This window comes from Megasphaera vaginalis (ex Bordigoni et al. 2020) (assembly GCF_900240295.1).
GTDB lineage: Bacteria > Bacillota > Negativicutes > Veillonellales > Megasphaeraceae > Megasphaera > Megasphaera vaginalis.
Genome location: NZ_OEQB01000001.1, coordinates 296,122 through 320,841 on the forward strand (window position 1 = coordinate 296,122; position 24,720 = coordinate 320,841).

Annotated in this window: 23 protein-coding genes and 1 tRNA gene; 9 read left to right on the forward strand and 15 right to left on the reverse strand. The window is 50.2% G+C overall.

All coding sequences use genetic code 11. The features are described from left to right. Positions 1-9 precede the first annotated feature (9 nt). From purN to C0977_RS01435, 14 genes are all read right to left on the reverse strand, one after another. Positions 10-621, reverse strand: a complete 612-nt coding sequence (gene purN / locus C0977_RS01370; RefSeq protein ID WP_023052974.1) for a phosphoribosylglycinamide formyltransferase — start codon at positions 619-621, stop codon at positions 10-12. Then, positions 614-1,684, reverse strand: coding sequence for a phosphoribosylformylglycinamidine cyclo-ligase (gene purM, locus C0977_RS01375; protein WP_101912152.1), 1,071 nt, complete (start codon positions 1,682-1,684; stop codon positions 614-616). The genes purN and purM overlap by 8 nt, the downstream gene beginning before the upstream one ends. Further along, a complete protein-coding gene (purF, locus tag C0977_RS01380) occupies positions 1,671-3,089 on the reverse strand; it encodes an amidophosphoribosyltransferase (protein WP_023054355.1) in 1,419 nt (472 codons plus the stop codon). The genes purM and purF overlap by 14 nt, the downstream gene beginning before the upstream one ends. Before the next feature lie 36 nt (positions 3,090-3,125). Continuing rightward, positions 3,126-3,614: a 5-(carboxyamino)imidazole ribonucleotide mutase gene (purE, locus tag C0977_RS01385; RefSeq protein ID WP_101912153.1), complete on the reverse strand. Its 489-nt coding sequence runs from the start codon at positions 3,612-3,614 to the stop codon at positions 3,126-3,128. A gap of 354 nt (positions 3,615-3,968) precedes the next feature. Next, on the reverse strand, positions 3,969-5,318 hold the full coding sequence (gdhA, locus tag C0977_RS01390; RefSeq protein ID WP_101912154.1) for an NADP-specific glutamate dehydrogenase: 1,350 nt from the start codon (positions 5,316-5,318) through the stop codon (positions 3,969-3,971). A gap of 465 nt (positions 5,319-5,783) precedes the next feature. Further along, on the reverse strand, positions 5,784-6,059 hold the full coding sequence (locus tag C0977_RS01395; RefSeq protein WP_023054382.1) for a DUF1292 domain-containing protein: 276 nt from the start codon (positions 6,057-6,059) through the stop codon (positions 5,784-5,786). After that, a complete protein-coding gene (ruvX, locus tag C0977_RS01400) occupies positions 6,059-6,478 on the reverse strand; it encodes a Holliday junction resolvase RuvX (RefSeq protein ID WP_023054289.1) in 420 nt (139 codons plus the stop codon). Before ruvX ends, C0977_RS01395 begins: the two co-directional genes overlap by 1 nt. 3 nt (positions 6,479-6,481) lie before the next feature. After that, a complete protein-coding gene (locus tag C0977_RS01405) occupies positions 6,482-6,742 on the reverse strand; it encodes an IreB family regulatory phosphoprotein (protein ID WP_023054302.1) in 261 nt (86 codons plus the stop codon). 36 nt (positions 6,743-6,778) lie between these two features. Beyond that, positions 6,779-9,382: an alanine--tRNA ligase gene (gene alaS / locus C0977_RS01410; protein ID WP_196806867.1), complete on the reverse strand. Its 2,604-nt coding sequence runs from the start codon at positions 9,380-9,382 to the stop codon at positions 6,779-6,781. 163 nt (positions 9,383-9,545) lie between these two features. After that, the gene (locus C0977_RS01415; RefSeq protein WP_306306234.1) at positions 9,546-10,343 is read right to left on the reverse strand and encodes a C40 family peptidase; all 798 of its coding nucleotides are present in this window, start codon (positions 10,341-10,343) and stop codon (positions 9,546-9,548) included. Between the two features lie 26 nt (positions 10,344-10,369). After that, entirely contained in the window at positions 10,370-11,335 is a 966-nt protein-coding gene (locus C0977_RS01420; protein ID WP_101912156.1) for a glycosyltransferase family 2 protein, read from the reverse strand. A gap of 139 nt (positions 11,336-11,474) precedes the next feature. Beyond that, positions 11,475-12,164 (reverse strand): HAD family hydrolase, encoded by a 690-nt coding sequence (locus C0977_RS01425; RefSeq protein ID WP_101912157.1) that lies wholly within the window; start codon positions 12,162-12,164, stop codon positions 11,475-11,477. Positions 12,165-12,298: 134 nt separating this feature from the next. Beyond that, positions 12,299-13,492 carry an acetate/propionate family kinase gene (locus C0977_RS01430; RefSeq protein WP_023054353.1) on the reverse strand — a complete coding sequence of 398 codons (1,194 nt, stop codon included), beginning with the start codon at positions 13,490-13,492 and terminating at the stop codon, positions 12,299-12,301. A gap of 28 nt (positions 13,493-13,520) precedes the next feature. Further along, positions 13,521-14,057, reverse strand: coding sequence for a hypothetical protein (locus C0977_RS01435; protein ID WP_101912158.1), 537 nt, complete (start codon positions 14,055-14,057; stop codon positions 13,521-13,523). Positions 14,058-14,222: 165 nt separating this feature from the next. On the opposite strand from C0977_RS01435, the gene C0977_RS01440 reads away from it, so the two are divergent. Continuing rightward, positions 14,223-15,422 carry a nucleotidyltransferase family protein gene (locus C0977_RS01440; RefSeq protein ID WP_101912159.1) on the forward strand — a complete coding sequence of 400 codons (1,200 nt, stop codon included), beginning with the start codon at positions 14,223-14,225 and terminating at the stop codon, positions 15,420-15,422. Positions 15,423-15,462: 40 nt separating this feature from the next. Here the strand turns inward: C0977_RS01440 and C0977_RS01445 are convergent, their stop codons facing one another. Continuing rightward, positions 15,463-16,914, reverse strand: coding sequence for a nicotinate phosphoribosyltransferase (locus tag C0977_RS01445; RefSeq protein ID WP_101912160.1), 1,452 nt, complete (start codon positions 16,912-16,914; stop codon positions 15,463-15,465). 152 nt (positions 16,915-17,066) lie between these two features. Between C0977_RS01445 and C0977_RS01450 the strand changes: the two genes are divergently transcribed. The 8 genes from C0977_RS01450 to C0977_RS01485 all read left to right on the forward strand — a co-directional run bounded on the left by C0977_RS01450 (position 17,067) and on the right by C0977_RS01485 (position 24,642). Beyond that, positions 17,067-17,966, forward strand: a complete 900-nt coding sequence (locus C0977_RS01450) for a DMT family transporter (protein WP_234987531.1) — start codon at positions 17,067-17,069, stop codon at positions 17,964-17,966. Between the two features lie 52 nt (positions 17,967-18,018). Further along, positions 18,019-18,095 (forward strand) — tRNA-Val (locus C0977_RS01455). Positions 18,096-18,164: 69 nt separating this feature from the next. Next, entirely contained in the window at positions 18,165-18,809 is a 645-nt protein-coding gene (locus C0977_RS01460) for a YigZ family protein (RefSeq protein WP_101912161.1), read from the forward strand. Between the two features lie 155 nt (positions 18,810-18,964). Further along, on the forward strand, positions 18,965-19,954 hold the full coding sequence (locus tag C0977_RS01465; RefSeq protein ID WP_101912162.1) for an efflux RND transporter periplasmic adaptor subunit: 990 nt from the start codon (positions 18,965-18,967) through the stop codon (positions 19,952-19,954). A 32-nt stretch (positions 19,955-19,986) separates the two neighbouring features. Then, positions 19,987-21,744 (forward strand): ATP-binding cassette domain-containing protein, encoded by a 1,758-nt coding sequence (locus C0977_RS01470; RefSeq protein ID WP_101912163.1) that lies wholly within the window; start codon positions 19,987-19,989, stop codon positions 21,742-21,744. Continuing rightward, positions 21,741-22,862, forward strand: a complete 1,122-nt coding sequence (locus C0977_RS01475) for an ABC transporter permease (RefSeq protein ID WP_101912164.1) — start codon at positions 21,741-21,743, stop codon at positions 22,860-22,862. Before C0977_RS01470 ends, C0977_RS01475 begins: the two co-directional genes overlap by 4 nt. A 3-nt stretch (positions 22,863-22,865) precedes the next feature. Further along, positions 22,866-23,981 (forward strand): ABC transporter permease, encoded by a 1,116-nt coding sequence (locus tag C0977_RS01480; protein WP_101912165.1) that lies wholly within the window; start codon positions 22,866-22,868, stop codon positions 23,979-23,981. Positions 23,982-23,994: 13 nt separating this feature from the next. After that, positions 23,995-24,642, forward strand: a complete 648-nt coding sequence (locus C0977_RS01485) for a TetR/AcrR family transcriptional regulator (RefSeq protein WP_101912166.1) — start codon at positions 23,995-23,997, stop codon at positions 24,640-24,642. The last annotated feature ends 78 nt before the right edge of the window (positions 24,643-24,720 follow it).

A 24,720-nucleotide genomic window follows, 5' to 3' on the forward strand; every position in this document is an offset into this window, starting at 1 on the left:
CCTCCTCAATCAACCGTTAATGGTAACAATATTTCCGTTCACCTGCAATTTATCATCGCAAAAGAGAGTGACACATTCCACATAAGCCGGATGCTCTTGCGTCAAAATCCGGGCAGCCAGCGTGTCTTCCGTATCATCGGCGTAAACCGGAACGGCCCGCTGCGCGATAATCGGACCCGCATCCATATCAGGAACGACAAAATGAACCGTACAGCCGGCAATCTTCACGCCGGCGGCGACAGCCTGCCCCTGCGCATGAAGGCCGCGAAATGACGGCAGTAAAGCCGGATGTATATTGATGATCTTATTTTCGTAATGACTGATAAACGTACTGCTCAAAAGGCGCATAAACCCCGCCAGGCAGATCAAATCCGCCCGATACGGCGCGATAGCCTGCAAAATGAAAAGTTCAAAGTCTTCTCTGGAAGCAAATTTCTTCCGATCTGCGAGAATCGCCGGAACGCCCCATTCTTCAGCTTTACTGAGAATACCGGCGCCGGGAATATCACAAACGACGGCGTTGATTTCACCGTTAATTTTGCCGGAAGCGACGGCATCATGAATCGCTTCCGCATTGCTGCCTCGTCCCGACGCAAAAATGACGATCCTTTTTTTAGTCATCAAACACGCCTCCCTTGAGAACGACCCGTTCACCACCTCCGGTTGTCTTGCCAATGATATAGGCCTTTTCGCCGGCCTTGGTAAGAGCGGCCATAACGGCATCCGCTTCTTCTCCGGCGACGATCATGATCATGCCGATTCCCATGTTGAAAGTGCGGTACATCTCTTTGTTGTCCACGTTCCCCCACTTTTGGAGAAGACCGAAAACAGGCAGCTGCGGCCAAGAGGTCACATCGATTTCGACGCCGATACCTGGCGGCAATACACGCGGTATATTTTCGTAAAAACCGCCGCCCGTAATGTGCACCATGCCCTTGACGTCAAAATTGCGAATAATGGGCAGGCATACCTTCGGATAAAGCCGCGTCGGCGTCAATAGACATTCCCCGATCGACATGCCCAATTCATCAACGTACTGATCCGGCTGCATGTTCATCCGTTCAAAGACAATCTTACGGACCAACGAAAACCCGTTGGAATGAATCCCTGTAGAAGGCAACCCGATCAACACGTCATTTGCGCCGATCGTTTCACCGGTAATGATCTTGTCACGATCGACAATGCCAACGCCGAAACCGGCCAGGTCATAATCGTCTTCGGCATAAAATCCTGCCATTTCAGCCGTTTCGCCACCAAGAAGCGCACATCCGGATTCCCGGCAGGCGGCGGCAACACCTTTGACGATCGTCGCAACCTGAACGGGATCCAGCTTACCGACTGCAATGTAATCGAGGAAGAACAACGGCTCCGCGCCTTGCACGAGCACATCATTAATAGACATGGCCACACAGTCCTGTCCGACGGTATCATGTTTATTCATGAGAATAGCCAAACGCAGCTTAGTACCGACACCGTCAGTCCCGCTCACCAAAACCGGCTTCTTGATGTCACTGTTTATTAAAGAAAAGAGACCGCCGAAACCGCCGAGATCGCCGAGCACTTCAGGACGATACGTAGCTTTTACGGAGTCCTTCATCAATTCGACCGCCTTATTGCCGGCATCAATGTCAACACCTGCATCAGCGTAGGTTAAGGTCTTCTTCGTTTCATCATTCGAGCGCATATTTTTCTCCTTCCTCAGTGCTGACGGGAATCGTCGTGGGGTAATCGTTATTAAAGCAAGCCAGACACATATCTTCACGGGGAATACCGACAAGCGCCCTGTCCAGACCTTCCAGCGTAATGAAGTGGAGCTTATCGACGCCGATATATTTCCGGATCGCTTCTTCATCCAGCGCCGACGCGATCAGCTCTTTGCGAACAGACGTATCAATGCCGTAAAAGCAAGGATACTTGATAGGCGGCGCCGATACGCACATATAGACTTCCTTTGCGCCGGCCTCACGCAGGAGCTTGCAAATAATGCCGCTCGTCGTCCCGCGGACAATGGAATCATCAACCATGATGATCCGTTTCCCCCGGACAACGGATTTAACGACATTGAGTTTCATGCGGACAGCCAATTCGCGCTGTTTTTGATTCGGTTTAATAAAGGTGCGTCCCATGTAGCGATTTTTGATCAGGCCAAAGTTGAAGGGAATGCCGGAAGCCATGGAATAACCGATGGCGGCCGTGTTACCGCTATCCGGAACGGGGATGATAAGATCGGCGTCATATTGAGTTTCCGCCCACATTTCTTTGCCCATATTTAGCCGCGCCTGATAAACATCTTGCCCGTCGATAATGCTGTCGGGACGGGCAAAATAAATATATTCAAACGAACAGACCTGTTTCCTGCCGGCTTCGGCATAGCGCGTCGCCTTGATACCGGCTTCGCTGATCTCGATAAATTCCCCTGCCTTGACATCCCGGACAAAGGTGGCCCCGATGGCGTCAAGCGCACAGGTTTCCGAGGCCAAAACCCAGCCGCCTTCAGAAGTCCTGCCGATGCAAAGCGGTCTAAATCCATAAGGATCGCGAATGCCGTACAACTTATCCTTCGTCATCAGGACAAGAGAGAAAGCGCCTTGTACCCGATTCATGCTCTCAATAATCCGCTCTTCAAAGGTCTCTTTCCGACTGCGACTAATCAGATTAACGATGATCTCGCTGTCCATCGTCGTTTGAAAAGTGGCGCCCGCCTTGTCAAGCTCTTCCCGCAAAGCGCGCGTGTTCGTTAAATTTCCGTTATGCGCCAAGGCAATCTCGCCCATTGCCGTGTATACAGCTAAAGGCTGTATATTTCGCGGATTATTGGAGCCCGTCGTCGAATAGCGGACATGCCCAATCCCGATATGGCCTTCTTCCTGAGGAACCCCTTTCTCAAAAACGGTGCTGATCAGCCCCATGCCGCGATACGTACGGATATCGGACCCGTTAATCAGTGCCATACCGCCGCTTTCCTGTCCTCTATGCTGCAAGGCGAAAAGGCCCCAATAAAGATATCTGGGAATATCCAAGTTCCTATCATAAATACCTATTACGCCACATTCTTCATGCTGCTTATCCCAAATCGGATCGTAAAACATGAAACCCTCCTCTACGCACTTACGTTTCCCCTGATACTATAGTAATGAAGCCTGCAATTTTTCGTTTTTAGCGATAACCTGACGCGTCATATCGTCACGATACGCTTGGTATTTCGCCGCTAAAATCGGATCACTGACAGCACCGATCTGCAATGCCAGTAAGGCGGCGTTTTTGGCCCCATTGATGGCAACAGTAGCGACCGGAATGCCGGACGGCATCTGAACCATGGCCAATAAGGCGTCCATCCCTTTCAGACTGCCGCCTTCAAGGGGTACGCCGATAACGGGGAGCGTCGTAAAGCTGGCAACAACCCCGGCCAAATGTGCCGCCATCCCGGCGCCGGCAACGATGCAGCTTAAGCCGCGGTCTTTTGCGCCGCCTGCAAATTCTTTGACTACTTCAGGCGTACGGTGCGCAGAAGCCAACACAACTTCACAGGCTACGTCAAAGTCTTTAAACACATCCAGTGCTTTTTGCATGACCGGTAAATCCGAATCACTGCCCATAATCAATCCGACTTTCATAAGACCCTCCTCAAAAAAAACAAAACCCAAAAACAACGCCAGTTGCCTTTGGGTATCTGCCCGTCAGGATACACCGATAGCCAGCACGTCTTCAATGTCAACACACGAAGTCCACAGCCTGAGCATCACAGCGCATCTCCTTGGTACAAAATTATTATCAAAATACATGTAAATTCTATCAAAAAAACATATATCGGTCAATAAAAGGACCGACAATCTATTAGGGAAATATTCGTTACCCATTCCTGTAAAATAACAGAAGAATGAGCTAAAGTATAATTTCTTTAACTCATTCTTCTTTTTCAACTTCAACCTATTTTTTGCAACAATGCATTATGGCCTAAACGGTAACGCTTAGAATACGCCTTGTGCAAGCATAGCGTCAGCTACACGTTCAAAGCCGGCAATGTTGGCACCGGCGACGAGGTTGTAACCCAATCCGTTGCGTTCGGATGCGTCTTTGCAGTTCTTGTAAATCGTGTTCATGATTTCATGGAGACGAGCATCTACTTCTTCTGCAGTCCAGACAAGACGTTCGCTGTTCTGGCTCATTTCCAAAGCAGATACGGCTACGCCACCGGCATTAACAGCTTTAGACGGAGCAACGATCATATCTTTCTGTTCCATTAAGAATTTCAATGCATCGTTGGTTGTCGGCATGTTGGCAACTTCAATATAGTACCGAACGCCATTAGCGGCAATTTGTTTAGCCTGTTCCATATGAACGTCATTCTGCATGGCAGACGGCATTACAATATCGGCTTTCTGGCCCCACGGTTTTTCACCCGGGAAGAATTGAACGCCGAATTTATCAGCATAATCCTGTACGCGGTTACGGCCGCTGCTGCGCATTTCAAGGAGATAATCAATTTTTTCTTTTGTAGTAACGCCATCGGGATCATAAATATATCCGTCAGGACCGGACAAGGTAACAACTTTGGCGCCGAGTTCAGCAGCCTTCAAGCAGATACCCCACGTTACATTGCCGAAGCCGGCAGCTGCGATCGTCTTGCCTTTAATGTCCTGGCCGTCATCTTTCAAAACATTTTCCAAGTAATAAACGGCGCCAAAGCCGGTAGCTTCCGGACGAATGCGGGAGCCGCCGAAGCTGAACCCTTTACCGGTCAATACACCGTTTTCAAAAGCGCCCTTCAAGCGGCGGTATTCGCCATAAAGATACCCGATTTCACGGCCGCCGACGCCCATATCACCTGCAGGAACATCGATATCGGGACCAATATAACGATACAAGGCTTGCATAAAGCTCTGGCAGAAACGCATGATTTCAGCATCGGATTTACCGGCAGGATCAAAATCGGAACCGCCTTTAGCGCCGCCGATAGGAAGCCCTGTCAAAGCATTTTTGAAAATTTGTTCAAAGCCAAGGAATTTAATGATGCCGGGATATACGTTCTTCTGGAAACGAAGACCACCCTTGTATGGCCCGATAGCGCCGTTAAACTGGAAACGATAGCCCGTATTCGTATGGTATTCACCCTTGTCGTCTTCCCAAACGACACGGAAAGTGAACTGACGTTCCGGTTCTACCAAACGATTCAGCAGATCGAATTTTTCGTATTCCGGATGTTTTTCCACTACCGGTTCCAACGAAGTCAATACTTCTTCGACGGTTTGAACGAATTCCGGTTCATTGGCATGTTTCGTTCTGACATTTTCAATTACTGATTCCAAATACTTGTTCATTTCAAATCACCTCGTTAAAAATTTTACCTAACCTGATTTCTATGCCTTAATCATAGCACTTTTCTTATTTATTGCAAATACCGCATCGTAAAAATTATTTTTACACATAAAACGCCGTCTTTTTTATTTTTAGCATGGTCAAATAAAACCGCAAGGGTTATTTGTGAAAATAAAAACAATTTAAACGTTATATCTTATATTCTTTAAAATTATTCGAACTATGATTTATAGTTATTATATTTTTTTACCTTATATTTCTTGTGAATCATTTTTCAGACTGTATGACCTAAAAAACGTCAATAAATCCCGCCATTTCCCATGCATAACGGAAAAACAGCGCTGCTTGAAGACGGTCGCAAGTGCTTATTGGACAGCCGCTATCTCATGCGGTAAAAGAGGTGGCATCTCACTACAAAAAAATACCGCTTCCGGCTCTTTCCGGAAGCGATATTCGTTATTTCTCAATTACATATTTTCAATAATTTGGTCGTACTTTTTGGAAACAGCCTCGAATTCTTCATCCGTAGGCGCCACGTAAATGACTTCACCGTCTTCCTCGTCAAGACGGGCAATAATGGCGTCGCCGTCAATCTCGTCCTCCTCTTCGTCGGGAATGGGAATAAGCACACAAAATTGTTTGCCGTCATGTTCGATTCTCACGTCTTCTTCATAGTATTCTTCTTCGCCGTTTTCACCGGTAACAGTAACGACCTGTACTTCTTCCAACATTTCTTCAGACATCACAGACCTCCTTGGGCATCTAAATAATTCTGCAGTATAAATACGGCCGCTATGGCGTCAACCACCTTTTTGCGGTTTTCCCGGCGCACCTTCGCCGCCTTCAGCTGCCGCTGCGCCATGACCGTAGTCAGGCGTTCATCCCAATAGACGACCTCCATATTGGGTATCGCCTCTTTTAATTCTGCAACAAAATGCTCTATCTTGTCAATATTTTCGCTATGATCCCCATTCATGTGACGCGGTTTGCCGACGACGATACGATGAATCTCCTTCTCTTTGACTAATTCCGCCAATCGTGCCAAATCTTTTTTCTTTGATTGACGACGAATCGTTTCTACAGCCTGGGCCGTAATCAGCAAAGCGTCGCTACAGGCCACGCCGATCGTCTTCGAACCGATATCCAATGCCAAAATACGCATCGTTTAAAGTTTACGCTGCTTCACGTAGGACTGCAGCAGTTCTTCAATTAATTCATCCCGTTCAATGCGCCGAATATTACTTCTTGCATTATGGTGACTCGTAATATATGTCGGATCGCCGGAAATCAAATAGCCGACAATCTGATTGATCGGATTATAGCCTTTTTCTTCCAATGCTTTGTAAACATCTTCCAAAATCATCGCTGCTACACTGCGCTCTTCATCCTTCGTCCGCACGACCATCGTTTCGTCATTTACTGCCATATGCTCACGTCCTTTTATGGAAAATCAAGTACTATTTTATCCTTTAGCAATCATCGACTGCAACGCCGCCTTGCCTGCCGTCAAAGCCGCATCCAACTTTTCCGGCTCTTTGCCGCCGGCCTGCGCCATATCGGGACGGCCGCCGCCGTTACCTCCGGCAGCCTGGGCCGCTTCCTTAATGATCTTACCGGCATGAATACCGTCCTTTGTCCTGGCCTTTTCCACCTTGCAGACAAAATTCACTTTATCGCCGATAACGGCCCCCAAAAGAACAACGCCGCCGGCTCTATCCAAAACGGTATCGGCCAAGTCGCGCAGGCCGTCCATGGAATCAACGGAAACTGCCGCGGCAATACAGGAAATTCCGCCCATCTCTTCCTGCGAGGCAAGGATCGCGTCCAGCGCTGAAAGCGACCGTTCTTTTTTCAGCTGCTGCAATTCTTTTTCGCTGTCGCGAAGTTGTTGCAGAAGGTGTGTCACCCGAACCGTCAATTCGCCTTCCTTCGTCTTCAGCTGCGCCGCCAATTCCGTCAATACAGCCGCATCGGCCTTTGCCTTTGCCAATGCGCCGGCACCGGTCACAGCCTCAATGCGGCGCACGCCGGTACCGATCCCGGCTTCGGTCAGAATACGGAAAGACCCGATCACAGCCGTGTTATCGACATGGCTTCCACCGCATAATTCACAGCTGAATCCGGGAACAGTCACGACGCGAACGATGTCGCCGTATTTCTCACCGAAAAGCGCCATGGCCCCCTTTTCTTTGGCGGCATCAATCGGCATTTCTTCAATTTCCACTCTGATCGCCTTTAATATTTCTTTATTCACTTCAGCCTCGACATCGGCTATTTCATCGGCCGACATGGACGAAAAATGCGTAAAATCGAAGCGAAGCCGCTCAGGTGTCACCAGAGAACCGGCCTGATTGACGTGATTGCCCAAAACCTTGCGCAGTGCCGCTTGGAGCAAATGCGTAGCCGTATGGTTGCGCGCTAACGCCAGATTACGTTCCTTATCAACAACCAGCTGCACCGTATCGCCCTTGTGCAGCACACCTTCCTGCACAGTGGCAATAAGATAAACTAACCCGTTGGGCAAACTCTTCGTATTTGTTACCGCTGCCTTACAGGTATCGTTGACGAGCAGTCCCGTATCGCCGATCTGACCGCCGCCTTCGGCATGGAACGGCGTCCTGTCAAGGATGATCGTTACTTCTTCACCGTCTCCGGCCGCTTCGATTGCCGCACCGTTTTTACCGAGCAGGACAATGGTCCCATCCTTAGCCGACGGATCCTGTACAAGGCAACTCCGGTCCAAATCCGTCGTATCCGGCGTAATGACTTTGGCGGCCACATCCGCTCGGGCGGCACGGGCTCGTTCCTGTTGCTCCCGCATCGCCGCTTCGAAACCGGCGTCATCTATGGATAGGCCCTTTTCCGCCGCAATTTCCTGCGTCAATTCCACAGGGAACCCATAGGTGTCATAAAGTCGGAAGACCTGTGCGCCGTCCAGGACGGTGCTTTCGCCTCTTGCTTCGATCATTCCGTTGAGTAATTCCAGCCCCTGTGCCAAGGTAGCGCCAAACTGGCGTTCTTCCGTATCAATTATCTTTTTGATCAGTTCTTTCCGTTCCGCCAGTTCCGGATACGCTTCACCAAACATTGCGACTACGGTATCAACCAGCAAACTGAGGAAAGGCGCTTCGATTCCCAACAATCTGCCGAACCGAACGGCACGGCGCAATACGCGGCGCAACACGTAGCCGCGTCCTTCATTAGACGGCAAAACCCCGTCGCTGATCAGCATCGTCACAGCCCGAATATGATCAGCAATGACCTTCATCGCCACTTTTTGTTCCGGATCCTCATAATTTCCCCGGCAAAGGTCACGAACCGCTTCAATAATCGGAAAGATCAGATCCGTTTCAAAATTCGATTCTTTCTGCTGAATGACGGAAGCCAGTCGCTCCAATCCGGCACCAGTATCGATGTTTTTCTTTTCAAGAGGAATATATTCTCCGTCTTTATTACGGTTAAACTGCGTAAACACGAGATTCCAGATTTCCAGATAACGATCGCAGTCACAACCGACCGTGCAGGACGGCTGACCGCAGCCGCGTTCGGGACCGAGATCGTAGAATATTTCACTGTCCGGACCGCAAGGCCCTTCCCCTATTTCCCAAAAATTGTCATCAAGCTTAAAAATGCGTTCGTCACTCAGCCCGATCATGTCGTGCCAATAACCGTAAGCCTCATCGTCATCGGGATAAATAGTCACATATAACCTGGATTCATCCAGTTCCAAAACCTTCGTCAAGAATTCCCAGGCCCAGGCGATGGCTTCTTTCTTGAAGTAATTTCCGAAAGAAAAATTGCCGAGCATTTCAAAAAACGTATGATGCCGTGCCGTTCTGCCGACATTATCAATATCCCCGGTGCGGATACATTTCTGGCTCGTCGCCACTCTGTAGGACGGCGGTACGAGCTTTCCCGTAAAGTACGGTTTAAGCGGAGCCATGCCGGCGCCAATGAGGAGCAAACTGGGATCATTTTCGGGAACCAGAGAAAAACTATGAAGAACCAGATGCTGTTTGCTTTTAAAAAATTCCAGGTATGCTTTCCGTATTTCGTTTCCCGTCATGTACTTCATCAGTAACACTCCTTTAAAATCTCAATTTATTCCTTTATTTATTGCCAAATTATACACTCATTATCAGCCTTATCGCAACTGTTTCCCCGTAAAAAACGAAGCCGGCAGCAAACGAACCGCTTTGTTTATTTGCTGCCGACCTTCGAATTGCCCGTTAACGCACGCGTTTCGCGCCGACATAACGACTGGACCAATAATCGCTGTTCAAGCTGTCAACACGAATGCCGCCGCTCGACGTGGCACTGATAAAATTATCGTCACCGACATAGATTCCGGAATGAGAGACGCCGGACGCATAGGTGGAAAAAAACACCAGATCACCCGGCACTAAGTCGCGACGCCTGACGGAGGCTCCCACAAGATATTGCTCGTCAGCCATGCGCGGCAGTGTAATGCCGTTATGTGAAAATACGTATCTTGTAAAACCCGAACAATCAAATCCCGACGGTGTATTACCGCCGAATACGTACGGTACGCCGAGATACCGATAAGCTGATGAAACAATTTTCCTGCCGATTACATCATTGCCCGCATATTTCTTCGTTCTTAAATAATCGGCGCGGTCTCCGCCGCCAGAATACGGCAGGCTGTCAGTTTTCCGGCTAGTCTTTCTGTCTTTCCTTGCCTTTTCTTTCGGCATTGCTTTTCCCAACAGCTTCCTATACGTCGCCTCATCAACGGTCCCGCTGATCGCAAGCCCTTTATCGGCCTGAAAATGCTCTACGGCTTTGCTCGTCTCTCGGCCGTAAATACCGTCGGCGCTGACGGCATAGCCGAATTTTCGAAGCTGCTTCTGTATTGATGCGACCTGACTGCCGCGGTCACCGACACCGTAAGCCCCGACAGGAACAGTCGTTATCAGCAGCAGTGCCGCAACGAACGCCACTTTAGAAACGTTTTGCCACATACTGTTCTCCCGTCTCCCTTCCATTTTTTGCACGTTATCTGTCATAGATCGCTTCTTTCCCTGCTTCAGTCTTACTCGCCGTCCTTTTGTCTCTTGCCAAGTTCAGCACGAAGCCAATAAAGGGGTCGATCTTTTACTTCTTCAAATATCCGGCCTATATATTCGCCGATAATTCCCATGAAAATCAATTGGAACCCGCCCATGAGACAGACGACGACGATCGTCGTCGTCCACCCCGGAGTCGCCTGGCCCGTGATTTTGCAATAAAGGGCATGCATGATGATGACAATACTGAATAAGCCGCTAAGCAAGCCGGCGTAAAAGGATATGCGCAACGGCAGGTTAGAGTATGACGTAATGCCGTCCAAGGCGAAACGGAGCATTTTCTTCATCGAAAATTTTGAAGTCCCGGCAAAACGCTTCGGCGCTATAAAATCGATAGTCGCCGTCTTATATCCGATGTCGCCGACAATGCCGCGAATAAACCGGCCATGTTCACGAAAACGCCGAAAAGTCGTCAGTACCTTTCTGTCCATGAGACGGAAATCAGATCCTCCCGGTGTAATATGTACCGGCGATAAGGCATTTAAAACCTTGTAATATGCTGATGAAGTCAACTGTTTGACGAAACCGGCATCGTCCGTCGCCAATCGAACGGTTTGTACAACATCATAACCTTCACGCCATTTTTGCAATAAATCGGGAATCATCGCCGGCGGATGCTGTAAGTCTCCGTCCATAGTGATAACGGCATCGCCTCGAGCATGATCCATGCCGCACGTGAGAGCCAGCTGATGCCCGAAATTACGGGCCAGAATAAAGGCCCGTACGTGCTCATCTTGCTGCGTCAGGCGACTCAGCACCAACGGTGTCGTGTCATTTGAACCGTCATCGACAAAAATGATTTCGTAAGCCATATCGACGGTTCCCAAAACCTGCGTAACTTCTTCATAGAATTTCTCTATATTTAATTGTTCATTATACACAGGGACAACGATCGAAAGAATTTTTCGTTCATCCTTTAAAAATACATTCACGCTTATAGATACCTTCCCGTATTTTTCTTCTCAAGAACCGCCGAAAAACAATCCTTCAAGAACTTTTTTTATTATATCATCATTCTCTCGTTTTTGCCAGAAAAGGCCGTGGCTGTGCAGTTTTCATCCTCCAAAAACCTTATTCCACAGACAAAAGCCGCAAAAATTCCGCCGCCGAAGGCAGCGTCCGAAGCTGCTTCCAAGGCTGGAACGAACGTAACTCGTCATAACCGTAATGGCCGGTAGCGACGGAAATCGTCTTGGCCCCGATCGCCTTGCCGCATTCAATGTCATACGGCGTATCGCCGATCACAAACATCGTCTCAACAGCATTGCCCCATGTTCTTTTGGCGATAGCACAGGCATTCTGCGCCAACTCATTGCGATAATAATACTGGCAGGCAAAGCCGGAATGATCAAAATCAAAATAATGATCCAGGCCGAAGACTTCCAACTTCAACTTAGCGCCGTAAGCGCTGTTTCCCGTCAGCAAGAGAAGTTTAAAATCCTCTCGTTGAACAAAGAAATCCAAAATATCGCGAACATTGGCAAAAACGGTTCCGTCTTGCCGTTTCTTCTTCAACCATTTAAGAAGCTGTCGTTCGTAGCGCCGGCAGAAACTGCTTACTTCCGCGTCAGTTGGCATAACGCCTGTCCCCTTATAAAGCAATTGCTGGCAAATATAATTGTCCGTGCGGCCGCCGGCGGAAATTTCCGGTATTTTTGCCGCATCGCCGCAAAGTTCGCGGTAAACGTCTTCAATCGCATAAAGCCCCGCTCGACCTGTATTTAAAATAGTTCCGTCTATATCCCAATAAAGTATGTGCACTGTCTTTCCTCCCATTAGCCGCCGATCGTCTTCATTACAATAAGTATTTTATAGCATTTACCTCATATCGTCCAGTTGCGGCGGCAAAAGAAACAGGAGCCGTTTGCAAAAACGGCTCCTGTAGAGGAAAAAAACTATTTTGACACCAGTTCCTTCGTATCTCTGGCAATCATGATTTCTTCATTAGTCGGAATAACATACAGCTTTACCGTCGAATCATCGGTGCTGATCAGCGCGTCCTTGCCGCGGACATCATTGCGCTTGGCGTCAAGTTTGGCACCTAAATATTCCAGCCCTTCGCAAATGGCGGCACGGTCTTCGATACCGTTTTCACCGACACCTGCCGTAAAGGTAATGACGTCGACACCGCCCATGGCGGCCGCCAAGGATCCGATTAACTTGCGGACTTGATAATGGAACATGTCGAGAGCCAATTTAGCTCGTTCGTTGCCTTTTTCAGCAGCGTCGCCTAGGTCGCGGAAATCGCTGGATACGCCGGAAATGCCGAGTACGCCCGACTTTTTATTCATCAGCGTATCCATTGCCTGCGTAGAAAGCCCCTTCTTTTCCATAACATGCAAAACGATAGCCGGATCAATATCACCGCAGCGCGTACCCATCAAAACACCTGCAAGCGGCGTAAAACCCATGGTCGTATCCACACATTTGCCGTTCTGAATGGCGGCCAGAGAAGACCCGTTGCCGAGATGACAGTTGATAATACGCAGTTCTTCCACCGCTTTGCCCATAACCTTGGCGATCTGGCCGGCGACGTAACGATGGCTCGTGCCGTGGAATCCGTAACGGCGAATACCGTCTTCTGTATATAATTCATAGGGCAGACCGTACATATAAGCCTTGGGCGGCATCGTCTGGTGGAACGCCGTATCAAAAACCGCAACTTGCGGCACCTGCGGCATAATGGCTTTGCAGGCGTTGATACCGATGATATTCGGCGGGTTATGAAGAGGCGCCATGGCCGAACATCTTTCCAGGGCTTTCATGACATCGTCATTGATCAAGGTGGAGCAGGCGAATTCTTCGCCGCCGTGAACGACACGATGGCCTACGGCGTCAATGCTGTCCATCGATTTGATAACGCCGCATTCGCCGTCTGTAAGAATATCGAGAACAAGTTTAACGGCTACATGGTGATCAGGAATAGACTGCCGAATTTCCTTCTTCTGTCCGTTCCATTTGTGGGTCAGCTGCGAATCGGACAGGCCGATCTTTTCCACCAATCCTTTTGCCATGACTTCTTCGTTGTCCATGTTTACCAACTGGTATTTCAAGGACGAGCTACCGCAGTTTACAACCAATACGATCATGCAATTTACCCTCTTTCGTCTGTTTGAATTATTGTAACTGGCCAAAAATACGTTCCGTCACTTCCTCCCCGATGGCATCGCCTTTGGGATACATGTACATGACGTTCCACGTCTGGCCTTTATCTTCAAAGAAGACACTTCGCACGACGAGCGCCATTTTTTTGCCGTCTACCGGTTCGTCATAAGTGCTGTCAATGACAACAGCGTTTCTGCCGCTTACCGTCGTCGCCGAGGTCTTCGTTTGCAGATCCGTAATATCCGGCGTCTGTTTCAGCATGGCCGCCGCATGTTCTGCTGCCGCTTGGGGAGGCGTCGTTGCTGCCGGTTCCGCCGTAGCGATGATATTGATGTGATTGTCACTGCCGATGTACATAAAGCCGCTGGGAATCTGACTCTTTACGCGCCCCAGCTGAAACGGCGTCAAGAGAAAAATTTCCGATTCGGCCGATTTCATCTGCGTATAACCGAAACTGTACTCTTCATCTACAGTTGCCGTACCGCAGCCGGACAGGACCACGGAAATTGCCGTCACCGCCGACAGTGCCAAGATTTTGAAAAACTTCATTCTGCTCACCCTTACATGCTTTCTTTTAACAGACTTTATTCATTATAGCATAAAACAATTCGTTTGCCGACATATTCCCGCAAATTTTTCACGCCCTTGACGGAGCCGATCCGTGATTGCCCGTCTCAGGTATGATATAATGAAAAAAAAGGAGACATATCACCTATGGACAGCATTGCCGTCACGGCAGAATTCAATCCCTTTCATACGGGCCACGCGTATTTACTCCGCACGTTGCGCCAACGGGCAGGCGACCAAAAAGCTATCGTCGTCATCATGAGCGGCTCTTTCGTACAACGCGGCGAGCCGGCGTTGTTTGACAAGCGCCTGCGTGCCTTTTGGGCATTACAGGGCGGCGCCGATTGCGTCATTGAACTGCCGGCGGCCTGCGTCTTGAACAGCGCCCCTTACTTTGCGGCAGCAGCCGTCCGACTCGCGGCAGCGTTGGGCTGTCAAGCAATCGCCTGCGGCACGGAAACGTTATCGGCAGCTGCGATTACGGCCGCTGTCAATCGGGATGATGCCGTATCGGCTCCCGGATGTGACCGCAAAAACGCGACATATGGCACGCGCCTTACGGAAAAATTGTATCGGCAAAATCCGGATTTCGCAGCAGCGCTGACCTTGCCGAACAACCTGCTGGCCTGGGAATACGCCAAGGCCAGCCGCACCTACGCTCCGACGCTTTCACTGCTGACCGTGCCCCGCTGCGGCCGGCATACGGCTGCACTGCAGGACGGTGACTTCGTCGGCGCAACGGCATTGCGCAAAGCCATCGGCAACGGTATCGCCACCGCCGAATACAGCCGCTATATCCCGACGGCAGTACTGCCTTCTCTGTGCGATGCAGTCAAAAACGGCACTTACACGGACTATGCCCGTTATCACGATGCCGTTTTATATGAAAGCCGCCGGCGCTCTCTTGCAGAACTGAAATCGCTGACAGCCTTCGCGGAAGGATTGGAAAATCGTTGGAAAACGGCTATGAATCGTACTGCCGATTGGCAGACGGCACTGGCCGCAATAAAGACGAAACGCTATTCGTACAGCCGCCTTTGCCGCATGAGCGCTTATATCGTACTCGGCCTGCACCAGGAGACGATGAACGCCTTTCTCCGCACAGGGCCGCAATATGCCCGCATTCTGGGCGCCGGCGAACGGGGCAGGCGCTTTTTAAAGGAAGCCAAGGCGATTGCCGGGCTGCCGCTGTTGACCGATTTGTCGAAGCGGGCGGCTTTGACGGAAACGGCACGCGAACAACTGACATACGACCTGTTGGCTGCCGATATGCAGCATTTTTTCTTCTGCCGCAAAGATACCCGCCAAGGCGGCAGCGAATACGTTGAAAAGCCGATTTTGGTATAAAAAAGGAAGCGCCGCAACGGCGCTTCCTTTTCGTCTCTGATCACAGGAAATGTGACGATTCGGCCTGCAGAACGCGTTCCCGCAAAGCCGACAATTCGGCGCTTCTCTGTACCCACATTTCTTCGGGATTGACAAGGCGCAGATATTCGGGCCAAAGCGTATTGATCTCGCTCTCCGCATAGGCCATGATTTCTTTAAGCGACGGCTTTTCATAAACAAGCTTTCCCTTTTGAAAAACAGGCTGCAACATTTTCCGCACGTCGTATGTACCGCCGGCGAGAATGCGGGAACGCCACGGTGTTTTATGACTGGTCAGCTGCAGATCCTCTTCGGCATCAATTGTTTCGCCTTCAAGGATGATAATATCCGCCTTCATCTTACGGCTCGCCTTGTCATAAATGCGCAGCACATTCTTGCGGCCGGGATTGGAAATCTTTTCGGCGTTGTCGCTCATCTTGATTTTCGGCACAAACTCGCCGTCTTCATCTTGGCCGACCAGTTTGAAAACACCGCCCAAAGACGGGCTGTCTTCGGCGGTAATCAAATGCGTGCCGACGCCCCAGGAGTTGATTTCACAGCCCTGGCTCTTTAATACACTGATCAAATTTTCATCCAAATCATTGGACGCGGCAATGACGACATCATTGAATCCCGCAGCTTCAAACATTTTCCGTGCCTCTTTGGAAAGATACGCCAAATCTCCGCTGTCCAGGCGGATACCGTACATTTGCGGCAACGTCCCAGCTGCTCTCATTTCGCTGAAAACGGTAATGGCATCGGGAACGCCCTGCTTTAATGTATTATATGTATCGGCCAAAAGGATTAAGTTATTCGGATAATATTTCGCATAGACTCTGAAAGCTTCCAATTCGCTCGGAAAAGTCATGATCCAGCTGTGCGCCATCGTTCCGAGAATGGGAATGTCGAAAAGGGCGCCGGCAAGAACATTGCTCGTGCCGTTAAAACCGCCGATCATGGCGGACCGGGCGCCATAGACGCCGGCAGCCTTGCCTTGCGCACGGCGCAGGCCGAATTCCATCAAATTATCGCTGCCGGCCACAGTCCGTACGCGGCGGGCTTTCGTCGCAATCAGGCTCTCGTGATTCATGATCATGGACATGCACGTTTCCAGCAACATGGCTTCATCTTTTTTCGTTTCTATGCGCAACAGCACTTCCTGCGGAAACGCTACGGTTCCCTCAGGCATGGCGTAAATATCGCCGGTAAAAGTCAAGCCCTTCAAATAGGCTAAAAATGTATCCGCAAAAATGCCGGTCCTTCGCAGATAAGCCAAATCATCTTCTGTAAACCGAATGTGCTGCACATAGTCGATCAGATGCTCCAACCCCGCTATGACGGTGTAGCCGCCGTGAAATGGATTCGTTCTGTAATATCTGTCAAAGGTACAGGTTTGTCTGTGCTTTCCTTCAAAAAAAAGCCCCTGCATCATGGTCAATTGATATAGATCGGTCAATAATGCTTTCGTATACAACGCGGTCGCCTCCAAATACGTATTGTATTTATTATAACGCAACAGCTCCGGGCAGGCAAATCCATTCCCACGGAAGAACCGATTCTCCGGGCGCTTTACAACGCATGATACAATAATAAGTAACTTCACATGACGAAAGGAAGATACCTAAATTGCTGAAATACAGATTCATGCTCATAACGGCCGCCTTCTTCTGGGGAACGGCCTTCGTCGCTCAACGGGTAAGCACCGGCGCCATCGGCCCCTTCGCCTTCAACGGCATCCGTTTTCTCATCGGCGCCATCGCCATTCTCCCCCTGGTCTGGCGGGCCTTCAGCAAGGGACAGAACACGGCGCCTGCCGGAAGCTGCCGGATACCGGTAGTCGGCGCGGCGGCCATTCTCGGCTTTATTCTCTTCTCCGGCGCGGCGCTGCAGCAGGTCGGCCTGTTTTATACGACTGCCGGCAAAGCCGGTTTTATTACGGCATTGTACATCGTTTTTGTCCCGCTCTTCGGTCTCCTTTTGGGAAATGCGCTGCGCATTTCTCATGTTATCGGCTGCGTACTGGCTTTTGCCGGACTTTATCTCCTTGCTTTTCACGGCGCCGGTGAGGCGATTAATCAAGGAGATGCGCTCGTACTGCTCGGCGTCATTTTCTGGACCCTTCATATTTTGGCCGTAGGCTGCTTCGTTCGGTATTATTCAGGTCTGACCTTGGCGTTCGGCCAATTCATCGGCTGCAGTATCTTCAATCTCCTGGCCATGCCCTTCGCCGGAGAAACATTGACGTTCTCCATGATCAGCGGCGCCATGGTACCTATCCTCTACTGTGGTCTCTTCTCCAGCGGCGTCGGCTTCACATTGCAGATCATCGGACAAGAAAAAGTGCCGCCAACGGAAGCCTCGCTGTTATGCAGTTTCGAAATGATTTTCAGCGCCATTGCCGGCTTCATCCTGATCAATGAACTGATGTCATTCAATGAAGTTATGGGCGCCGTACTGATGACTGTCGGCATCTTTAGCGCACAGATCCCCAGCCGCGCCATTTTTAATGAAAAGAGTTTGCCATAGGACTTTTATCTTGACACCGGATTCATCTTCATGTATACTGATAAAGTCTCTTGGGGGTATAGCTCAGTTGGTTAGAGCGTCACGTTGACATCGTGAAGGTCAGTGGTTCGAATCCACTTATTCCCACCATACGGTCTATCAAATCCATCGCTGCAGCGATGGATTTTTGCATAGGCGATGCTGAAGGAGCGACTCATCATGGCGATTCTTCCTCTTTTTACGACACCGTCCGGTATGGCGGAATGCGAATATGTGATCAAGAAGTCCCGCTTTATCGCGGTTCTTTATGAAGTCGTTTCGGAAGAAGAGATTGCCGCTCGCTTACAGTCGGCTCGAAAGAACTATTGGGACGCCAGCCACAACTGCTATGCTTACTGCCTCGGCGCCAGGGCGGAGTTGCAGAAAGCAAGCGATGACGGTGAACCGTCGGGAACGGCAGGAAAACCGATCCTCGAAGTCTTGAAGGCGCACAGCCTGACCAATGCCCTGATCATCGTGACGCGTTACTTCGGCGGCACCAAGCTGGGTACAGGCGGTCTTATCCGCGCCTATGGGCACAGTGCCGCGCTCGTCGTTGAAGCAGCCAATATTGCCGACCATATTCTCTGCGACGTGCTGACTGTAAAGACAACCTATTCCTCCGTTGACTCGATCGAACGTCTCGCAACGGATTGCAGCGCCGTCATAACCGACCGCAGCTTCACCGACTCCGTCTCCTTTGCGCTGTTCCTTCCGTCAGACACGACAGATTCATTCTTGCAAAAGTTATCCGACGCAACTAACGGCAGCGCTGTCGTAGAAAAAGGCACGCCGAGAATATTGCCGCAGATCCGAAAAAAATAGCCAGCCTATGAAACGATTTCCGCGAAAGGGATCGTTTCTTTTTTTTGCAAAAAAAACACGGCGTATATAATTGTAATTCAAATTTGATTTTGATACAATACAATCAAAGAAAGAGGCGTCACCTATATTCACACAAAAGGAAGAAGGATCATGTCATGAAAGAGAAACTGCTCGCGCATAAAAAAACGCTGCTTCTTCTCGCCATCGTACTGCTGGCAGCCTTTGGCTATTACGCCTATACTGCTGCTCAGAAGGATGACACGGCACTCGTACTGTATGGCAATGTCGATATCCGTCAGGTATCGCTGGCTTTCAACAGCAGCGAACGAATTGAAGAGATGTATGTCGACGAAGGCGACCGCGTCAAAAAAGGCGATGTCTTGGCAAAGCTCGCCACACAGCCGTTGGAATTGCAGATTGCCGCCATGGAAGCGCAAATAGCACAACAAGAGGCTGTCGTGAACAAATTACATAACGGTTCCCGGCCGCAGGAATTGGCCGGTGCACAAGCCTCTACGGCATCAGCGCAGGCTGATGCCGACAATGCGGCAGCAGCATATACCAGACTGCTCACGCTGTATAACCAAGATGCCGTCAGCAAACAAGAGCTTGATAACGGTGAAGCAAGGTATAAAGCTGCCATGGCTAATCTGCAAAACGCGCAGGCTGCCCAGGACTTGACAGCAATCGGTCCTCGTTCGGAAGATATTGCCGCTGCCGAAGCGCAGCTGCAACAGCTGCAGGAGCAATTGAAGCTGCAAAAGTACAACTTAAGCCAAACCACCCTTACGGCTCCGCAAGACGGCGTCATTCGTTCCCGCCTTCTCGAAACCGGGGATATGGCAACGCCGCAAAAACCGGTATTTACGCTTTCTCCGGATTCGGCAAAATGGATCAGAGCCTATGTTTCGGAAAATCGCCTCGGTGAATTGTATGAAGGTAAACAGGCCTTCATCCACATTGACAGCTTTCCTGACAGAAAAATCATCGGCCAAGTGGGATATATTTCCAACACTGCGGAATTTACGCCGAAAACGGTACAAACGGAAGATTTGCGCAGTGCTCTTCTTTATGAGGTCCGTATTTATGTAACCGATGAGGACAATATACTGCGCATGGGGATGCCGGCTACGATTACCTTTTGAACAAGGTCCTGAGTGAAGAAGGGATATACGTCATGACGACTGCTATTGCTTTCACTGCAAACCATATACGCAAAGAATTTTACGATGCCCCTGCAAAAAAAACGATAGAAGCGCTGAAAGACATTTCGCTCACTGTTCCGGCCGGACAGATCACCGCCATCATCGGCCCCGACGGAGCCGGCAAGACTACACTGCTGCGTCTTATCTGCGGTCTGCTTGCGCCTACTGCAGGTTCGCTTTCCGTCTTAGAAACCGATGTCCTCAGCGATCCCCAAGCTGTACAAGACCGCTTGAGTTACATGCCGCAGCGTTTTGGCCTGTACGAAGATCTGAGCGTCGCCGAAAACCTCACATTATACGCCGACCTGCACGGCGTATTGCAGGAAGATCGGCAGAAGCGTTTCGCAAAACTGCTACACATGACTGGTCTGACAGCCTTTACCGACCGCCTTGCCGGCAAGCTCTCCGGCGGCATGAAACAAAAACTGGGCCTTGCCTGTACCTTAGTCCGTTCGCCGGATTTGCTCATTCTCGATGAACCGACAGTCGGCGTCGATCCGTTGTCGCGGCGGGAGCTTTGGGAAATCCTGCAAACCTTACAGCGCGAAGAAGGATTGTCCATTTTAGTCAGTACGACCTATATGGACGAAGCGGAAAGATGCAGCCATCTCATCATTTTGTACGAAGGTTCCATTCTTCGTGAAGGCACGCCTGTTGAAATCAGCGCCTTATCGGCAGGCTTAGTTTTCAACGTAACTCCGCCGCCGCAAGTTCCGTCCCGCATTGTTCAAGCAGCGCTGCTCGATGATAAGGAGCGGGTCATAGATGCCGTGCCCGACGGATCTACAGTCCGCTTTAGCCTATATCGGCAAGACCAACTGCCGCAGCTTGCGCTTTTAAAGAAATATCCGCAACTGACGGCCGCACCCATTTCATCACGTCTGGAAGACAGCTTTATGATGCTCCTCCGGCAAGCGGCACAAACGAAAGAAAGTACGGCGGCTTTTCCTGTTTCCTACAAAGACTCTTATGAACTGCCACCGGAAATCGTCATTGAGGTCCGCCATTTAGTTCGCAAGTTCGGTGATTTTACAGCCGTTTCCGATTCTTCTTTTCAAGTCCGTCGCGGCGAGATATTCGGTCTTCTCGGACCCAACGGCGCCGGTAAATCGACGACTTTCCGCATGCTCTGCGGTCTGCTGCCGGCCACGAGCGGAACGCTTTCCGTCGCCGGCACGGATCTGCGTACAGCACGCGCTGCCGCCAGAGCGAATGTCGGCTACGTTGCCCAAAAGTTTTCCCTCTACCCGACACTGTCGGTAAAAGAAAATCTCGAATTTTACAGCGGCATTTACGGCCTGCGCCGTAAAGAAGCGGTACAGCGCATTGCCGAAGTGACCGAGCAATTTGAGCTTACAGACTATTTTCTCACACCTGCCGGCATTCTTCCGGGAGGCTTCAAACAGCGTCTTTCCATGGCCGCCGCCTTGCTCCATAAGCCGCCGCTTCTTTTTCTGGATGAACCGACAAGCGGCATCGATCCCTTGGCGCGACGCACCTTTTGGCGGCGCATCACGTCCCTTGCCGATACGGGCACAACGATTATCGTCACGACCCACTTCATGGAAGAAGCCGAATATTGTGACCGCATGATGATTCAAGACCACGGCACTATTCTCGCCTTGGGAACACCGCAGGAGATTCGCGGCAGTATCGGTCAAAACGCCACGATGAACGAAGCCTTCATTGCCATTGTAGAACAGTCCCGAAAAGAGGCGGAGCAACCATGACGAACTTTTCACGCCGCATGAAGGCACTCATCAAAAAAGAATTTCTCCAAATGTTCCGCGACCGCAGCAGTCTGATTATCGGCATTATCGTCCCGATCATGATGATCCTCCTCATCGGTTTCGGTATGTCCTTTGACGTCAAGAACATTCCCGTTGCCGTCGTTCTGGAAGACACGTCGCCGACAGCGCAGGATATGGTCAGCTTTCTCGACGGATCGGACTACTTTTCGCCTTATTATGTTACATCACTGCATGAAGGCGAAGCGTTGCTGGATCATCGAAAAGCAGAAGCGATCCTCATCATTCCTTCCGATTTTACGGAAAGTCTTGCTAAAGGAACGGGCAGTGTCCAAATTATCACTTACGGCGTCGACGCCACTACGGCACGAACAGCCGGCGGTTATTTGGAAAGCGGCATTGCCCAATGGTCGGCCGAACACAGCGGCACCTATCTGCCGGAACTCACGCCGCGCGGCTCGATCAATATTATCAGCCGCCAATGGTTCAACGACGCGAACACGAGTACGTGGTTCTTTATCCCGGGGCTGATCGTCATCGTCCAGACATTGGTAGGGGTCTTTCTCACTACCCTGGTCATGTCGCGAGAATGGGAACGAGGCACACTGGAGTCCCTGTTCATTACACCTGTCCGTCCGCTTGAGATCGTGCTGGCCAAGATGATTCCGTATTTCTGCATTTCTTTTTCCGGCTTTATGCTCTGCATCTTTGCATCTCGTTTTCTCTATCATGTGCCGATGCACGGCCCGCTGTGGATCATCATCTTCGCTTCAATGGAATTTATTTTTGTATCTCTCGGCATGGGACTTACAATTTCTTCAGTCCTGAAAAACCAATTTCTCGCCTGCCAAATTGCCCTTACTGTCAGTATGCTGCCAACGGTCATGCTCAGCGGTTTCATATTCGATCTCCACAATGTGCCTTTCGCGATTAATGTCATCGGCCACCTAGTGCCGGCAACGTACTATATGGAACTGCTGAAATCGCTCTTCCTCGCCGGCACGAACTGGTTCATTATCACGCGGAACTGCTCGGTCCTTGCCGCCTATGCCGTTCTTTTCACGGCCCTGTCTTTTATTGTAACGAAAAAGAGGCTTTGACTTATGAACCGATACCTCGCTTCGCTCTCGATCATTCTCCATCTGATCCGCAAAGAATTTCTAACGACGCTGAAAGACTCCAAAAGCCGCGTCATTCTTTTGCTGCCTGTGCTGGTTCAGGGATTTCTTTTCGGCTATACGGCTACATATAACTTGAATGACATTCCTTATGCCCTTGTGGATCAGAGCCACAGTGCCTACTCCGCGGCGTTCCTAAGCAAGCTAGACGGCAGCGGCATTTTCACGCGCCGCCAGAATCTGTCCGGCACAGCGGACATCGCAGCGGCAGTCGACTCCGGCGATGTCTTGGCAGTGGTTACGATTCCCGCCGATTTTGCCGACCGCATTGCTGCCGGCGAAACCGCCGCGGTTCAAGTGATTACCGACGGAAAAAACATTATGTCCTCCGCCATGACGGTATCCTATACGGCAGCCGCAGCCGCCTCATATACACAGGAACTGCGTCAAAGCCCTCCGCTCATTACGGTACAAACGATTTCCTGGTACAATCCCAATCTGATTTCCCGCTGGATGTTTCTCCCCTCTCTCATCCCCATGATCGCCCTGACACAAGTCATGATCTTGGCCGGATTATCCGTTGCCAGAGAAAGAGAACAGGGAACGTTTGAGCAGCTTCTCGTCACACCGCTGCGCCCCGGCGAAATTCTCATCGGGAAAGCCGTTCCGCCTATCGTCATTGGTCTGGTGCAAGCTACATTGATGCTCTGCATCGCTGTTTTCTGGTTTCACGTCGCCATGGTCGGCTCACTGGCGCTCTTCTACATCACGGTCTTTTTATTCCTCATCAGCTGCGTCGGCATTGGACTATCCATTTCGGCAGTAGCTCAAAACATGCAGCAAGTCATGGTCTATTGTTTTGTTTTCCTGCTGCCCATGCTGCTTCTTTCCGGGTTGGCGACACCGGTCCGCAACATGCCGGATATCCTGTATTATGCAACCTATGCTAACCCGACACGTTTTGCCATTGAAGCGATCCGACGCATTTATCTGGAAGGCGCCGGTCTCAGTCTGATTTGGCGCAACTTCATCCCTATGCTCAGCATTGCTGCCGTTACGCTCCCTGCAGCAGCGTGGCTGTTCCGCCACAAGTTGTCGTAAAGAAGGTACCCCTATGAAAACAGCAACACACCGCGAAGACGGTAAGGAAACGAGAAATAAAATACTCATCTGCGCCGGTCATCTCATTGCCGCCAATGGCTACAGCAAAACGACAAGCAAGCAGATCTGTGAAGCGGCTCAAGTCAACATAGCCGCCGTTAACTATCATTTTGGCAGCCGTGACGGTCTGTACATCGCCTTATTAGAAGAAGTGCAAAACTACCTGCTCAGCATGGATGAACTGACGGCCATCTGTCAGTGTACCGCTTCATCCAGAGAAAAGATTGCATCCGTCATCAGTCGCCTTCTGGAAGCGGACTTTGCCGAAGATAACTGGCAAATACGCCTGTGGCTGAAAGAGATGCTGGCGCCGTCACCGTTTATCGGACAAATCCTGACGAGCAAAGCGCTCCCGAAAATGGAAATGATTCTTTCTCTTTTCAGCGACTATCTGGGCTACGATAAGAAAGATCCTCGTCTCTACGGCGCCATTGTCAGTATGATGTCACCCTTTCTCGTTTGCCTCTTGGGGCAAGATAACCCGCTGCTTCCGTATTTGCCTGCTCATTACAGTCAGAAAACCTTTATTCCCATCATCAAAGAAAACGCCCTGCGCGTCTTGGATTGTCTACGAAAAGAAAACACCTGCCCAAAAGGCTGATACCTTGTATCGGCCTTTTTTTATATCATGCTCCTGCCGCAACTTGGACGCACCTGTCCGCTCCATATTATTTTAGCT

Excerpts from the sequence above, each read along its gene's own strand:
- purN (WP_023052974.1), bottom strand. The coding sequence starts at position 621 with ATGACTAAAAAAAGGATCGTCATTTTTGCGTCGGGACGAGGCAGCAAT.
- purM (WP_101912152.1), bottom strand. The coding sequence starts at position 1,684 with ATGCGCTCGAATGATGAAACGAAGAAGACCTTAACCTACGCTGATGCA.
- purF (WP_023054355.1), bottom strand. The coding sequence starts at position 3,089 with ATGTTTTACGATCCGATTTGGGATAAGCAGCATGAAGAATGTGGCGTA.
- purE (WP_101912153.1), bottom strand. The coding sequence starts at position 3,614 with ATGAAAGTCGGATTGATTATGGGCAGTGATTCGGATTTACCGGTCATG.
- gdhA (WP_101912154.1), bottom strand. The coding sequence starts at position 5,318 with ATGAACAAGTATTTGGAATCAGTAATTGAAAATGTCAGAACGAAACAT.
- C0977_RS01395 (WP_023054382.1), bottom strand. The coding sequence starts at position 6,059 with ATGTCTGAAGAAATGTTGGAAGAAGTACAGGTCGTTACTGTTACCGGT.
- ruvX (WP_023054289.1), bottom strand. The coding sequence starts at position 6,478 with ATGCGTATTTTGGCATTGGATATCGGTTCGAAGACGATCGGCGTGGCC.
- C0977_RS01405 (WP_023054302.1), bottom strand. The coding sequence starts at position 6,742 with ATGGCAGTAAATGACGAAACGATGGTCGTGCGGACGAAGGATGAAGAG.
- alaS (WP_196806867.1), bottom strand. The coding sequence starts at position 9,382 with ATGACGGGAAACGAAATACGGAAAGCATACCTGGAATTTTTTAAAAGC.
- C0977_RS01415 (WP_306306234.1), bottom strand. The coding sequence starts at position 10,343 with ATGACAGATAACGTGCAAAAAATGGAAGGGAGACGGGAGAACAGTATG.
- C0977_RS01430 (WP_023054353.1), bottom strand. The coding sequence starts at position 13,492 with ATGATCGTATTGGTTGTAAACTGCGGTAGCTCGTCCTTGAAATACCAG.
- C0977_RS01435 (WP_101912158.1), bottom strand. The coding sequence starts at position 14,057 with ATGAAGTTTTTCAAAATCTTGGCACTGTCGGCGGTGACGGCAATTTCC.
- C0977_RS01440 (WP_101912159.1), top strand. The coding sequence starts at position 14,223 with ATGGACAGCATTGCCGTCACGGCAGAATTCAATCCCTTTCATACGGGC.
- C0977_RS01460 (WP_101912161.1), top strand. The coding sequence starts at position 18,165 with ATGGCGATTCTTCCTCTTTTTACGACACCGTCCGGTATGGCGGAATGC.
- C0977_RS01465 (WP_101912162.1), top strand. The coding sequence starts at position 18,965 with ATGAAAGAGAAACTGCTCGCGCATAAAAAAACGCTGCTTCTTCTCGCC.
- C0977_RS01470 (WP_101912163.1), top strand. The coding sequence starts at position 19,987 with ATGACGACTGCTATTGCTTTCACTGCAAACCATATACGCAAAGAATTT.
- C0977_RS01475 (WP_101912164.1), top strand. The coding sequence starts at position 21,741 with ATGACGAACTTTTCACGCCGCATGAAGGCACTCATCAAAAAAGAATTT.
- C0977_RS01480 (WP_101912165.1), top strand. The coding sequence starts at position 22,866 with ATGAACCGATACCTCGCTTCGCTCTCGATCATTCTCCATCTGATCCGC.
- C0977_RS01485 (WP_101912166.1), top strand. The coding sequence starts at position 23,995 with ATGAAAACAGCAACACACCGCGAAGACGGTAAGGAAACGAGAAATAAA.